Origin of the sequence: Pseudomonas sp. IT-232MI5, from assembly GCF_949767845.1 — a bacterium.
Lineage (GTDB): Bacteria > Pseudomonadota > Gammaproteobacteria > Pseudomonadales > Pseudomonadaceae > Aquipseudomonas.
The window spans coordinates 45,456-59,662 of sequence record NZ_CATKQE010000003.1 but is presented as its reverse complement, the minus strand read 5'-3'; the positions used below and the strand labels follow the sequence as shown (position 1 = coordinate 59,662).

Annotated in this window: 13 protein-coding genes; 4 read left to right on the top strand and 9 right to left on the bottom strand. The window is 60.5% G+C overall.

What is annotated here, in order from left to right; all coding sequences use genetic code 11:
• Positions 1–87: 87 nt before the first annotated feature.
• Together waaA and ACM6JQ_RS02915 are read right to left on the bottom strand one after the other, a co-directional pair.
• The gene (gene waaA, locus ACM6JQ_RS02920) at positions 88–1,362 is read right to left on the bottom strand and encodes a lipid IV(A) 3-deoxy-D-manno-octulosonic acid transferase (RefSeq protein WP_414893197.1); all 1,275 of its coding nucleotides are present in this window, start codon (positions 1,360–1,362) and stop codon (positions 88–90) included.
• A gap of 11 nt (positions 1,363–1,373) precedes the next feature.
• Positions 1,374–2,276, bottom strand: a complete 903-nt coding sequence (locus ACM6JQ_RS02915; protein ID WP_414893256.1) for a LysR family transcriptional regulator — start codon at positions 2,274–2,276, stop codon at positions 1,374–1,376.
• A 104-nt stretch (positions 2,277–2,380) separates the two neighbouring features.
• Here ACM6JQ_RS02915 and ACM6JQ_RS02910 point away from each other — a divergent pair, with 104 nt between their 5' ends.
• The 4 genes from ACM6JQ_RS02910 to ACM6JQ_RS02895 all read left to right on the top strand — a co-directional run bounded on the left by ACM6JQ_RS02910 (position 2,381) and on the right by ACM6JQ_RS02895 (position 5,901).
• Positions 2,381–2,713: a DMT family transporter gene (locus ACM6JQ_RS02910; protein WP_007915730.1), complete on the top strand. Its 333-nt coding sequence runs from the start codon at positions 2,381–2,383 to the stop codon at positions 2,711–2,713.
• Positions 2,714–2,922: 209 nt separating this feature from the next.
• Positions 2,923–4,098: an NAD(P)/FAD-dependent oxidoreductase gene (locus ACM6JQ_RS02905; RefSeq protein WP_095113477.1), complete on the top strand. Its 1,176-nt coding sequence runs from the start codon at positions 2,923–2,925 to the stop codon at positions 4,096–4,098.
• Positions 4,095–4,907, top strand: a complete 813-nt coding sequence (locus tag ACM6JQ_RS02900; protein WP_123376886.1) for an aldo/keto reductase — start codon at positions 4,095–4,097, stop codon at positions 4,905–4,907. The genes ACM6JQ_RS02905 and ACM6JQ_RS02900 overlap by 4 nt, the downstream gene beginning before the upstream one ends.
• A 31-nt stretch (positions 4,908–4,938) precedes the next feature.
• On the top strand, positions 4,939–5,901 hold the full coding sequence (locus tag ACM6JQ_RS02895) for a metal ABC transporter ATPase (RefSeq protein WP_414893196.1): 963 nt from the start codon (positions 4,939–4,941) through the stop codon (positions 5,899–5,901).
• A gap of 4 nt (positions 5,902–5,905) precedes the next feature.
• On the opposite strand, the gene ACM6JQ_RS02890 is transcribed toward ACM6JQ_RS02895, so the two are convergent.
• From ACM6JQ_RS02890 to msbA, 7 genes are all read right to left on the bottom strand, one after another.
• Entirely contained in the window at positions 5,906–6,706 is an 801-nt protein-coding gene (locus tag ACM6JQ_RS02890; RefSeq protein ID WP_123376885.1) for a hypothetical protein, read from the bottom strand.
• Positions 6,707–6,764: 58 nt separating this feature from the next.
• Positions 6,765–7,472, bottom strand: a complete 708-nt coding sequence (locus ACM6JQ_RS02885; protein ID WP_007915725.1) for a hypothetical protein — start codon at positions 7,470–7,472, stop codon at positions 6,765–6,767.
• Positions 7,473–8,447, bottom strand: a complete 975-nt coding sequence (locus ACM6JQ_RS02880) for a glycosyltransferase (RefSeq protein WP_414893195.1) — start codon at positions 8,445–8,447, stop codon at positions 7,473–7,475.
• 130 nt (positions 8,448–8,577) lie between these two features.
• Entirely contained in the window at positions 8,578–9,999 is a 1,422-nt protein-coding gene (gene hldE, locus ACM6JQ_RS02875) for a bifunctional D-glycero-beta-D-manno-heptose-7-phosphate kinase/D-glycero-beta-D-manno-heptose 1-phosphate adenylyltransferase HldE (RefSeq protein ID WP_007915721.1), read from the bottom strand.
• A 64-nt stretch (positions 10,000–10,063) separates the two neighbouring features.
• Positions 10,064–11,464 (bottom strand): PIG-L deacetylase family protein, encoded by a 1,401-nt coding sequence (locus tag ACM6JQ_RS02870; protein ID WP_123376883.1) that lies wholly within the window; start codon positions 11,462–11,464, stop codon positions 10,064–10,066.
• Between the two features lie 4 nt (positions 11,465–11,468).
• Positions 11,469–12,365 carry a GNAT family N-acetyltransferase gene (locus tag ACM6JQ_RS02865; protein ID WP_007915717.1) on the bottom strand — a complete coding sequence of 299 codons (897 nt, stop codon included), beginning with the start codon at positions 12,363–12,365 and terminating at the stop codon, positions 11,469–11,471.
• Positions 12,359–14,185, bottom strand: coding sequence for a lipid A export permease/ATP-binding protein MsbA (gene msbA, locus ACM6JQ_RS02860; protein ID WP_007915714.1), 1,827 nt, complete (start codon positions 14,183–14,185; stop codon positions 12,359–12,361). Before msbA ends, ACM6JQ_RS02865 begins: the two co-directional genes overlap by 7 nt.
• Between the last annotated feature and the right edge of the window lie 22 nt (positions 14,186–14,207).

Genomic DNA, 14,207 nt, shown 5'->3' with positions numbered 1-14,207 from the left:
CTTAAAAACAAAAGATCGCAGCCTCCGGCAGCTCCTACAGGAAACGGATTCCAATGTAGGAGCTGCCGAAGACTGCGATCTTTTTGCTTAATTGATCAATCTTCCCAAGCCATCCAGCAAGCGCTGCAACGCGCCCTGATTGCGGCGCATCACCGCCAGCCCGGCGTCGGCCATACGCTGCGCATCACGCGGCAATTCGAACAAGCGCTGCACCTCCACCGCCAGCCCTTCGGCATCATCCACTTCGGCCAACGCTCCGGCTTCACGCATTTGCGCGGCGATGTCGAGGAAGTTGAACAGGTGCGGGCCGCTGATCACCGGTTTGGCCAAGGCTGCCGGCTCCAGCAGGTTGTGCCCACCGTTAGGCACCAGGCTGCCGCCGACAAACGCACTGTCCGCCAAGGCATAGAGAAACAACAATTCGCCCATGGTGTCGCCGAGCAGTACTGAAGTCTTTGCATCGACCTGAGCTGCGGTCGAGCGTCGCACCGTGGCAAAACCTTCGCGCTGACACAGTTCGAACACCGAGTTGAAACGTTCCGGGTGACGCGGCACCAGGATCAGCAGGGCATCCGGATGATTGGTCAGCAAGCGGCGATGGGCATCGAGCACCACTTCGTCTTCGCCTTCGTGGGTGCTGGCGGCGATCCACACCGGGCGCTCCAGCGCCTGCCACTGCCCGCGCAGTTCGGCCGCGCGTTGCAGCAGTTGCGGGTCGATGGTCAGGTCGAACTTGATCGAACCGGTGACTTCGACTGTTTCCGCACGCGCACCCAGATCGCGGAAGCGCTGGGCTTCGGCTTCGGTCTGCACGGCGAACAAACTCATCTCGGCCAGCATCGGCGCGGTCAGCTTGCTGAAGCGGCCATAACCGCGTGCGGAGCGCTCGGACAAACGTCCGTTGGCCAGCGCCACCGCAATTCCACGCTTGGCGCACTGATGAATGTGGTTAGGCCACAACTCGGTTTCCATGATCACCGCAAGCTTGGGCTGAACGCGATCAAGAAAACGCGACGCCGCACACGGCAAGTCGTAGGGCAGATAGCAATGCTGAATGCGCGGCTCGTTGGCGAACAGCGCCTGAATCCGCTCCGACCCGGTCGGGGTCATGCAGGTCACGGTAATTGGCAACTGTGGATAACGTTGCAACAAAGCGCGGATCATCGGTGCGGCAGCGATGCTTTCGCCCACCGATACCGCGTGCACCCAGATGCCGCCGGGTTGCAACCTCGGCATGCCGTAGGAAAAACGTTCGCCAATCCGCTTGGCATACGCCGGCGCCTTGCGCGCCCGCAGCCATAGCCGAATCGCCACCAATGGCAGCCCCAGGTAAAACAGCGCGGTGTAGAGAGTTCTATTCATGGCGGCGGAGTTTATCGACTTTTGCCACCGATCGCCCGCAAGTGCACGGCAAAACGTTCGGCCAGCCAACGCGCGGCCGGGCCGAGCGGTTCGTCGCGGCGCCAGACCAGCTCAACCACCAGCGCCGGCGGCGTCCACTCACTGTCGAGTTCAACCATCAAGCCCTGATACGCCGAGTACTGCACCACGTGGCGTGGCAACCAGGCCCAGCCCAGATCGCGCACCAGCCATTCGGACATCACGTAGAAACTGTCGGCGCGCCACACCTGCGGGCTGGCCGGCTCGTTGCCGGGATAGACGCTGGTTTGCGTCGACATCAGCAATTGTCGGTGTTGCGCCAGTTGTTGGCAGGTCACATAGGACTGCGCCGCCAGCGGGTGCTTGATGCCACAGACCGTGACCATCTCCACGCTGCCGAGGACGCGGCGCTCCAAGGCCTCGGGGATTTCATCGTGATAGAAAAGCAGGCCGAGGTCGGCGCGACGTTCGACCAGTTTTCGCGCGACCTCGCCTTGCGCGGCGCTGGTCAGTTGCACTTCAAGGCTGGGGAATTGCTCGGCCAGTTCACCGAAACTTTCCACCAGCGCCTGATAGGGCATCGCCTCGTCCTGGGCCACGCGCAGTTGCGCTTCCTGACCACGCATCATTGCCATCGCCCGGCCATTCAGACGCTCACACTGGCGCAGGACTTCCCGCGCTTCTTCGAGCAATGCTTCGCCCGCTTCAGTAAGGCTTGGCTGGCGACCGCTGCTACGCTCAAACAGGCTCACGCCCAGATCTTCTTCAAGCATGGCAACAGCGTTGCTGATCGCCGATTGCGCCTTGCGCTGCTGGCGCGCCACGGCGGAAAACGAGCGATGTTCGGCCACATCGACAAACACCCGAAGTTGATCCAGATTCCACTGCATGCTGATTCGCCAACCCATCTTCAGAACAGATAGGTAATGACTTTACCCCATCTGGTGAATCACTAGAATGCCGCCTCAGCAAGCAACGTTTTACATTGAGGATCTGAACCATGAACGCCTACGCCTACCTGGCCATTGCCATCTGCGCCGAAGTGATCGCCACCGTATCGATGAAGGCCGTCAAAGGCATCAGCACCCCCCTGCCGCTAGTGCTGGTCATCGTCGGTTACGCGATTGCGTTCTGGATGCTGACGCTGGTGGTGCGCACCGTACCGGTCGGCGTTGCCTATGCGGTCTGGGCGGGTATGGGCATTGTGATGGTCAGCGTCGCGGCGCTGTTTATCTACGGGCAAAAACTGGATATCCCGGCGATGCTGGGGATGGCGTTGATCGTGCTGGGCGTCGTCGTGATCCAGTTGTTCTCGAAAACTGCCGGGCACTAAAGCCCAACCACATTCCCTTGTAGGAGTGAGCCTGCTCGCGATAGCGGTCTTTCATTCAACACTTGTGTGTGTGTGTGTCTGGTACACCGCTATCACGAGCAGGCTCGCTCCCACATTTGGATTTGTGTTCGGCCTGTTGATCATCGACAAATCCGCCCCTTTCCCGAGTCTGTATACTGCGCCCTCGTCTTGAACACTGAGGTCGTTGCATGCCATCCGTTATTTCCACCGACGTTCTGATTGTCGGCGCTGGTGTCGCCGGCCTCTGGTTGAACGCGCGTCTGCGCCGCCAGGGTTTTTCGACCGTGCTGGTGGAAAGTGCCAGCCTCGGCGGCGGGCAAAGCGTTAAATCCCAGGGCATCATCCACGGCGGCGCCAAATACGCGCTGCACGGTGCTCTGACCGGCGCCTCGGAAGCCATCGCCGACATGCCGCGCCGCTGGCGTGAAGCGCTGGCCGGCAATGGCGAGCTGGACCTGTCCGGTGTGCGCCTGCTGTCCGAGGCCCATTACCTGTGGTCGCCGGGGACCCTCGCCGGCAACCTCACCAGTTTCTTCGCCAGCAAAGCGGTGCGCGGCCGCGTTGATCAGGTCAAGGGCGAGCAACTGCCGCCAGCCCTGCAAGACAAGCGCTTCAAGGGCAAGGTCTATCGTCTCGCCGAACTGGTCGTGGATGTGCCAAGCCTGATCCAGCGTCTGGCCGATCTGGCCGGCGATGGCCTGCTCGCCGGGCAAACCATCGAGCCGTTGCTGGAAGCGGGCGTGCTGGTCGGGTTGCAAGTCGACGGCCGCGAGATTCGCGCTCAGCGCATCGTCCTCAGCGCCGGCGCGGGTACCGCCCAACTGCTTGAAGACCTCGGTCTGAGCCAGCCGGCCATGCAACGCCGGCCGCTGCACATGATCCTCGCCAAAGGCCCGGGCCTGAAACCGTTGTACGCCCACTGCCTGGGTGGCGGCAGCAAACCGCGGATCACCGTAACCACACACCCGGCGGCTGACGGCCAATGGGTCTGGTACATGGGCGGCGACATCGCCGAAAGCGAAGGCGTGCACCGCGAGCCGGCCGAGCAGATCGCCACCGCGCAGAAAGAGATCGCACAGTTGCTGCCGTGGATCGACCTCAGCGCCACGCAATGGGCGACCCTGCGGGTTGACCGTGCCGAACCACTGCAAACCGGGCTGACACGCCCGGACAACGCCTTTCTCGCCGAGCAGGGGCGCTTGCTGGTCGGCTGGCCAACCAAACTGGCGCTGGCACCGGACTTCGCTGACCGGGTCATCGCCTCTCTCGAGCGCGACGGCATCCAGCCGCAAGCCGCCGAACCTTTGCCGGCGCTGCCAAAACCACCCATGGGCGTTCCCGCCTGGGAGCAACTGCTGCCATGACCATTGCCAATCTGCACGACCTTCATCGACCGTTGGGCAGCACCGGCCTGATGGTTTCGCCACTGGGTCTGGGCACGGTCAAACTCGGCCGTGACCAAGGCGTGAAATACCCCAACGGTTTTCAGATTCCCGGCGACGACGAAGCGCGCATGCTGCTGCGTCAGGCGCGGGAATTGGGCATCAACCTGATCGACACCGCCCCGGCCTATGGCCGCAGCGAAGAGCGTCTCGGCCCGCTGCTGCGTGGCCAGCGTCAGGACTGGGTAATCGTCAGCAAGGTCGGCGAAGAGTTTGCCGATGGTCTGTCGCGCCACGATTTCAGTGCAGCACACACACGAATGTCGGTGGAACGCAGCCTGCAACGTCTTGAAACCGATTTTATCGACCTGGTGCTGGTGCATTCCGACGGCAACGACATGGCAATTCTCGAGCACGAAGAGGTGTACGCCACCCTCGCGGCGCTCAAGGCCGAAGGCAAGATTCGCGGCTTCGGCTTTTCCGGAAAAACCGTCGAAGGTGGCCTCAAGGCACTGGAGCAAGGTGACTGCGCAATGGTCACCTACAATCTGAACGAACAAAACGAGAAAGCTGTCATTGACTATGCTGCTGTCCACGGCAAAGCCATTCTGGTGAAAAAAGCCTTGGCCAGCGGTCATGTCTGCCTGAGCCCGGGCGTCGACCCGGTGCGCGCCAGCTTCGAATTGCTGTTCGCACAGCCTGGCGTGGCCAGTGCTATTGTCGGCACGATCAATCCGCTGCACCTCGCCCACAACGTTGCGACCGTTGCCCAGGTCCTACGTGGTCACTGACGCCGCCTCGCGGCCTTAAGCAGGAGCCGATATGCCGCGCACGCTCATCAGAAAGAACCCGAGCAACTTCAAGACCCTGCCGCTGTACGTCGAAGCCACCCCCGAAGGCCTGACCTATCAGAGCGTCGGCATGCCGCTGAACTTCGCGCAGACCTTGCAGCGGCGCAAACCGGTGAGCGTGGCCGACACTGAGCGCTTCTCGCTGGAGCTGGCCAATCTCGGCGTTTCGGTACGTCTGACCCTGCATTGGCAGAATCGCGATTATTGGGTGCTGGTGCGCCAGCGCCGACAGGACCGTGGCGACGTCGTGCTCAAATTGATTTCCGGTTACGTGCCGGCTCATGAGCTGAATATCCCGCTACACACGGCCATTCAGGAAATTGCTGAAGAGTGTTTGCTCGAGACACCGGAAGGCTGGCTCGGCGGGCGCTTCAACGACACCTGGCTGCCAGCCCCCTACTCTGCAGCTCTGCATTATCGCGAAGCCCTGCCGTTTCGCCTGACCCCATTGTCCGGCTCAGCGCGACCGATCCGTAGCGCCAATCTGCAATTGCTCGAACGGCCTCGGGCCTACGTACACCTGCCGACCGCGTCACTGCAATTGATCTACGACTTGCGCCTGGATGTGCCCAAGGAAGCCAAGTCCCTGAGTCTGTTCCACGTCGACGAGCGTCTGGAAGGTGATCAACTGGTGGCCAGACTCGACCGCAAGCGCCCCGACCTGTACTTGATGCCACTCAAGGACGGCGCGCCACTGGCCGAGCTATACACGCTCAAGCGCGACAAACTGGTGCCGGCCAGCACCCGAGGTCTGTATCTGGCCGAGAGCTTTGCGACACAAACCGGCTGGGTCGTGCGCGAGGAGCGGATTCGCTGGAAGGACTGGCTGGTGCAACAGGGTCTGCAACCGGCGAAAGCCCCGCGTCAGGGGCTCAAGCAGTTGAGCATCAAGGCGCTGCGTTTGGTCGGGCTGGGCAAAAAAACCGCCAAATAGCGGTTTAGCGGCGGCGATCCCACCACGTGCGCAACGCGGCGAAGAAATGGAAGTAGCGGTTTTCGCGCTTGCCCATGCCGCGCTTGGGCGAGAACGACTCCTCGGCAAATGCGCCGGTAATGCGCACTCGTGATGCCTGAGTCGGCAGTGTGCAGATTTTGGCATCCACCTGCTGCAACGCATATTTGAGCAAGCGCTCGGAATGCAGCTTGCGACCTGTCGCCTTGCAGAAATCGAAAATGCGCTCGACCCGTTTGCCGTACGCGACATAGGTATCGCGCCCGCAAACCGCGAAACGGTCGTTCAAACCACCCCACCACTGCCAATCAGGAATGTAGGCGTTGTGTCGCCGCGCCTGCGGATGATTGAACACATAGCCGGGCAGCGCGGTGTGGAAGAAATTGTCCGGGCGCACGAACACAACGAAATCCGGATCGAAGGATTCGATCATCGAGGTCACGGTGTGCAACGAGTTGAGCTGATAGATCAGATTACGCAGCGACGCATAGTCATCGGCCCAAGTGTCGCCCTGTGCTTTGACCTGCTCGAAATCCCAGCGCTCCAGCACACCTTCGGTCGAGGTGAGCGTGCCGGTCATCGACTCGAACGGCTGGTAATTGTCCGCCTTCAGTTCACCCTTCTCGCCGGACCGCGTGTTCTGCACCTCATCGATCTTGTACAGATGGTAGAAGCACTTAACGTCGCTGCCCGCAGGCAACTGCGCAAGAACGTTCTGTTCGATAGAGGGGAAGCAGATTGTCGAATTTCTCGGGATCCCGAAAAAAGCCACGGCAATTTTCAACACTCAACAGCACCTTTTGAAAATGGTTCGGGCCTGACGGCAACCGGATTCACGATGTGGCTTACTTTTGCCGAAACAGCTTTTGCCACCAGCGACGGGGTGGCAGCGGCACCACAATGACGTGCGATTTCTGCAGCCAGTCGCGCTCGTAATCCCAGGCATGGCCACCCCACAGCTTTCCTGCTTCGTTGGAAAACCCCAGGGTCATCAGCTGATAGGTATAACCGGCGTGATCACGTAACCAGTCGAACAACACCAGCGTGTTAAAACCCGTGGACGGCCCGACGTAGCGTTTACCGCCCGGCCGGTCGACCGGGTAGTTCCACAGCGGCGGCAGCGGAATGCGATCCCAATACATCGCCACACGTGGCAATGGGCACATCGGTGCGGCGCAGCCCACCAGCATGCTGAAACAGCGTTCATTCGCCTGTTCGAACATGCGCTGCACCGGCGGCGCGTAAGGCAGACCAAAAAAATAGGCGTCCTGCGCGTTGTAGCCATGCACGAAGACATTGACGCTGTGCTTGTTGAGCAGCGCCGCTTTGATGCAGGTATTGAAGCTGACGACGACATCATCGGCGCCAATGTCCAGCGCCTGAAAGTCTGCCGCGGTGATAGCCGGATTGTTGGCAACCAGCACGACCCGAGGTGCACGGCCGAGACGCTCGAGAAGGTCTGCAGGCAGAGCGCCCAGAACGGACTGATCACCGCCGGGCAGCGCATCCAGCGCCATGTGTTCGTCGGGTTGCGACGCTTGATGATCCTTCATTCAGACTGGCACCTTCATCCCGTAGCGCAGTTTCACCCAGAACCGTGTAAACGCCGAAGGCGGCTGCCATGGGCGCATCTCACGCTGGATTTCCGTGGCCAGTGCCTGACCGACACGAGCAAAGGAATAACGGCTTTGCGCAAATTCCTGGCCGTTGCGGGCAATGCGCTCCGCGAGTTCCGGATCGCTCTGCAACAGCTTGATCTTCTCCACCGCCTCTTCTTCGCTGCGGTAGAACACGGTGTTGTGCATGTCTTCAAAACCGAGCAAGCGGTCTTCTTCGCCTTGGCTCCAGGCCAGCAACACACAGCCGCAAGCCATGGCCTCGTAGTTCTTGATCATGAACTCGTTCATGCCGATGTCGGCGCTGACGAAAATCCTGATGCGATTGAGCGTCTGCAGGTATTCCTCACCCGACTTGGTGCGGGTCACCAGCATCCCGGTCCGCTGCGAGAGCGACTCGAGCATGGCTTTGCGCTCGGCATATTCGGTACTTTTCAGGCTGCCCAGAAAGCCGATGGGAATATCCCGCTCGACGCCGGTGTTGTGCAGCATCTGCTCGTCATAACCCTTGGAGACGAACACCGTGTCGATGCCCTCAGCCAGCATCTTGCGCGCGACCACAGCACCGGACACCAGCGCCCGACAACTCGGCAGGCGACGGTAGAGGCGTGAATACACGCCACGATACTTACTCGCCGGCATGTAGTTCTGGTAGGCGTCGTGTTCGAGGAAGACCAGCCCGGGAATGCACTTGAGCACCCGCAATTGCGGGGCCAGGCGCTTGACCCTGGAAAAGATGACCACACGATCGAAGTTCTGATAACCAACCGAGGCCAGAAACGGCCCCAGGTTCATTTGTTGCCGTTTGCCCAAACGATAGATGAAACATTCATCACAGTTCTGCTGCACGATGTCGTAGAGCCGGTCGAGAATGACCCGCTGCTCGTCCATCACCAGGAGCATGACTTTCATAGATTAATTGACCACGCGACGTAGGCAGGCAAGCGCATCGGATTCAAAGCTGCCTACATCAACGGAAACGGTAAAATCCCCAAGGCAAAATCCGTTCACACGCAGTACACAACAGTAAAAATTCATCTGATCAACGACTGCGGATCTTCTCGACAATCGCAGTTGTCGAGCTGTTTTCCACAAGCCCCAAGACCTTCACGGTGCCGCCATAAGCGCTGACGATATCAGCGCCGACCACCTGATCGATGCCGTAATCGCCGCCCTTGACCAGCACGTCCGGTTTGACCTCGCGCAGCAGGTTTTCCGGGGTGCCTTCAGGGAAACTGATCACCCAGTCCACCGCGCCGAGGCCGGCGAGAACGGCCATGCGCCGGTCGACGCTGTTGATCGGACGGCCCGGGCCTTTGAGGCGGCTGACCGAAGCATCATCGTTGACCGCGACAATCAGGCGATCGCCCTGTGCCCGCGCTTGTTCCAGATAGGTCACATGCCCGGCATGCAGGATGTCGAAGCAACCGTTGGTAAAGACGATCTTCTCGTTGTGCGCGCGGGCATCGGCCACGGCGAGCAGCAACTGCTCAAGACCCAGCACACCACGCTCGGAACCTTCTTCACGCTGGATGGCGCGACGCAGCTCCGGAGCACTGATGGCGGCCGTACCGAGCTTGCCAACCACGATGCCGGCGGCCAGATTGGCCAGCGCAACGGCGTGGGGCAGGTCTTCACCGGCGGCAATCGCTGCGGCCAGGGTCGAAATCACCGTATCACCGGCACCGGTGACATCGAACACTTCACGGGCACGGGCCGGCAAGTGCAGTGCCGGCTGGTCAGGACGCAGCAGGGTCATGCCGTGCTCGCCGCGCGTCACCAGCAGCGCACCAAGCTCCAGGTCGTGCATCAGGGCGGCGCCCTTGCTCACCAGTTCATGCTCATCGACACAACCGCCGACGATGGCTTCGAATTCGCTGAGGTTCGGGGTGATCAGGCTCGCGCCGCGATAAATCGAGAAATCCTTGCCCTTGGGGTCAGCCAGTACCGGAATGTTCTTCGCACGGGCGGCCTGGATCAACGCCTGATGGTTTTTCAGGGCGCCTTTGCCGTAGTCGGAAAGTACCAGGACCTTGATGCCTTCGAGCAGGTCGTCGACCTGTGAACCGAGGGCCAGGGCATCGGTGGCGAACGGCTCTTCAAAGTCGATACGCAGCAGTTGCTGGTGCCGGCTCATGACCCGCAGCTTGACGATGGTTGGCTGGTGCGCAATGCGCTGGAACAGGGCACGTACGCCCGCGCCTTTGAGACTGTTGCTCAGGCTGTCGGCGGCTTCGTCGTCACCGGTCACACCGACCAGAGACGCCGGTGCACCCAGCGCGGCAATGTTCAAGGCAACGTTCGCGGCACCGCCCGGACGATCTTCGATCTGCTCGACCTTAACGACCGGCACCGGCGCCTCAGGGGAAATCCGTGAGGTTCCGCCATGCCAGTAACGGTCGAGCATGACATCGCCGACTACCAAGACCGGGGCTTGATCGAAACGCGGCATGGACAACTTCATGGAGCAACCCACATACAAAATGAACAGGGGCGCGATATTAACACAGGGTAAAGCGCCGTCCGCCTCAATCTGAAAGGTCGCGCACCCAGAACAATTCGTGACGCCGGACCGCCTTGCGGAAAAACTCGTTACTGCCTGTTGCTGGCCAGCGACGACCCGCCAGGACTTGCTGGATCCAGCGGCGTAATTGCCGCTTGAACACTTGCCCGCCCTGCAGATCGTGCTCCATGGCCAGTGCCATGGCTTTGTCCAGTTGCACATCTGCTGACAACAGCGGACTCCACAGCCGGTCAGCCGGCAATGGCTCGATGGCCGGCGGCAGCGCAATACCGGCACCGGCTGGGCCCATCGGCCAGCGATCGTTGTCGTGCAGGTGATTGGCGTACATTAGCAGGGTTGTCGGTTTCCACTGACTCAGCTCGATAGCCTCAAGCAGCGCCTGGGTAGACGCCACATGATCGCTGTGAGGATCGAGCTCAGGATGGGGCGTCACCACCACTTCTGGACGATAGTGCTCAAGCAGGGCCTTCAGGTCGCCCAGCAGATTTTGCCAGGTCGGCTGCCCATCGATGTCGGCGGGCAGGCTCAACGGATTGTGCCGGCGCACGCTGCGCACATCGTTTTCCTGCGACTCACGGGAGCCGAACGCCTTCACAGGCGCTTCGGCCATCGACGGCAGTTGCAAGCAGTAATAACCCAATTGCACACAGCGATCGGCAGGCACGCCCCCCCAAAGCGGGATCACCAGACTGTCCCAACTGCGCAAACGGCCCTTCAAACGTGCCGCTGCGGCTTGATCAAGGCCAAGACGCTGGAAGTCTTCAGCCTCGATCTCGCCCTGGGTCAGGGTGACGATACTGACGTCTTCGCAACGGCTGTACAGGCCGAATGCGGCGAGTTCGGCATCATCGGCATGGGGAGCAATGACCATCACCCGCTGACGGGAATAATCAGGATTGGCCATGACCCACAACACACCGGTCGCGGCGGGTACGCAATATCGGCCACGCAGCGCCAGAGCACCTTGCGCCAGCGCAGTGGCCTGCCCGGACAGATTAAGGAAACGCCGCCCTTTGACGCCACGCTCGAAGTCTTGGCGATCATCGCCCACCTCGACGCAGGGATCGAGCCAACGCCCCAGCCAAGTGGATTTCACTTCCAGCTCGAGTACCAGCGTCTCGCCCTGCGCCAGCGGCTCGCTCAGCTGTACGACACCGCCCGCAAGGCTCACCGCCTGCCGTGCGGTTTGCGCCGGGAAGTTGTAGTAATAGTCGTCAGCAGGCCGATAGAACAGATGATCGGCGAACCAGGCCTCGTGTGCGACCCAGGCCAGCACCAGCACCAACGGCACCAGCCACCACGCAACCAACCATCCGATCAGCAACAACCCCACCAGAAAGGCGACCAGGAACAGACGCTTGTTGCGCCGATGGGCCTTGAGAAGCTGTTGCTTGCGAGTGCTCATGGATTCAGACCTTGAAGACCGGCACCTTATGGCACCAGCGATCCTTGTACTCCCGGTCGGCGCGACCGAATGAATAACGCAAAGGCTTGCCCAGCGCTTGCGCGTGCGCCCAGGCGTCTTGGGTGTTGACGAAACTCAGCACACTGCCGGGACTGAACTCGCGGCTCTGCGGGTCAACGCCACCATTGATGTACTCCAGCGACACCCATTGCGGGGCCTCGACGCGATACAGCACCTGAATGGCCACGGGCGCCGAATCGAGCATCACCACCGAACCGGTCATGAACTCGCGCAGCAACGTAAACACTTCAACCAGCCCGGCCTTGCCCGGCACCTCGAAACCCCAGCGACGCTGAAACAGATCGCCGTAAGCGGCAGCCTGTTCCTGCGGGGTGAAGTCGGACATCGGCACCAGCGATCCGCCCGCCTCTTCCAGCAGACGCTGTTCGCGACGCTGGTTGTAGCGGAATTTCTTCGAATACTCTTCCGGCAACCGGGCAAGGGCCAAACCCTCAGGCTGCGGCTTTAACGTACTGATCTGCTCGGCATTGAGTTGCGATACATACGCCACGCGCTGACGCACCGGCACGCTGACATCGGGGGCAATCGGCAGAATGATTTCCGCGTTGCCCATGTCCAGCAAGCCACGCTTGCCCTCGCGCTTGAGCACTTCCTTGGACAAGGCGACATGCCGGCCCCAGCAAGGGATGGCGGCAAGCACATCACCGCCAACGATCCAGCCCAGGTAACGCAGCTCGATGCCTAGGAATGTCGACAAGCGCTCGACGACTTCCGGATGCGTGGCAAAGCTGCCGCCAAATCGCTGCCAGGCCCGGGCGTAGCTGTCCCGGTCGATCTCGGTCCAGCCACGTTCGCGAAAGCTGCGAAACATCGTCAGCATACGTCGGTCGCGTGTGCCGGCTGAGGCTCGTCACCCTCTTCGAACTCTTTGGCATGCAGACGGGCGTAATAGCCGTTTTGCTCAAGCAATTGCGCGTGAGAGCCGCGCTCGACGATACGGCCTTCGTCCATGACCAGAATCAGGTCGGCCTTTTCAATAGTGCTCAAGCGGTGAGCGATCACCAGGGTCGTGCGGTTTTTCACCACATGATCCAGGGCAGCCTGAATATGCCGCTCCGACTCGGTATCCAGCGCAGAAGTGGCCTCATCGAGAATCAGCAACGGCGCATCCTTGAGCAGCGCCCGGGCAATGGCGATACGCTGACGCTGACCACCGGACAGCAGGACGCCGTTTTCGCCGACCATGGTTTCGTAGCCCTGCGGCATCTTGATGATGAACTCATCGGCATACGCCTCGGTGGCTGCGCGCTTGACCTCATCGAACGGCGCGCCGGCCAGGTCGCCGTAGGCGATGTTGTTGGTCACCGTATCGTTGAACAGCGTGACCTGCTGGGTCACCAGAGCAATCTGCCGACGCAGGCTGCGCAGGGTGAAATCCTGCACCTGCACACCATCGAGCAGAATCTGGCCCTGAGCATGATCATGCTGATAAAAGCGCGGAATGAGGCTGGCCAGGGTCGACTTGCCACTGCCCGAGCGGCCAACCAACGCGACCATTTGCCCCGGCTCGACAACAAAGCTGATGTCGTTGAGCACCGCTTTGTCGGTGTCGGGGTAGTGGAAGCTCAGATTGCGCACTTCCAGACGACCTTCGAGACGATCCTGCTCGACCGTGCCCCGATCCACTTCCGCCGGCTCATCCAGCTGCTCGAAAATACTTTCGGCACCGGCCACACCCTTCTGGATGGTCGAGCTGACTTCCGACAACTGACGGATAGGCTTGGGCAACAGGCCTGCCATGGTGATGTACGCCACCAGATCGCCCGGCGAAGCGTCACCGCGGAGATACAGCACGAGGAACATGACCACGGCCATGGCACTGTACGTGACCAGTTGCAGCATCGGCGTGTAAACCGCACCGGTCTTGGTCATCGTCAACTGCTTGTCGGTGTTGCTCTGGCTGGCATCGCGAAAGCGATCCTTTTCGTACTGCTCGCCGCCGAAGCTGCGCACAACGCGGTAGCCATGAATGGTCTCGGAGGCGACGTGCGTGACGTTCCCCATCGAGACCTGAATCTTCTTGCTTTGCTTGCGGAATTTCTTGCTGGTGCTGTTCACCATCAAACCGATCAACGGCAGGATGGCGACCATCACCAAAGTGAGTTTCCAGTTCATCCACAACAGTGTGCAGAACAGGAAAATCACGGTCATGCCTTCACGGATGACGACTTTGATCGCATCCGTTGCAGCACCGGTGACCATCGTCACGTTGAAGGTGATCCGGGAAATCAGATGGCCGGAATTGTTCTTGTCGAAGAAGCGATTGGGCAACTCCAGCAATTTATTGAACAGCACCACCCGCAGGTCATGCACCAGCCCCAGCGAAACCCGCGCCAGGAAGAAGTTGCCCAGGTACGAGCCCACGCCCTGCCACAGCGCGATGAAGACAATCATCAGTGGCACGGTTTCGAGCAACTGCAGCTTGCCCAGATAAGGGTTGCCCGGGAACAGACTGGCTTCAGGATTGGCCAGACCGTCGACAAAGTATTTGAGGATATAAGCGAGCATCGGTTGAGTCGATGCGAAGATCAGAAACCCGACGATGCTGAGAAGGAAGAGGCCGGCATAAGGCCGCACGTAAGCCAAAAGGCGGAAATAGATCGCCAGCGTGGACTGGGCTTTCGGTTCAGGACTGCTCATGGTGATCCGCGCAATTCAGTGA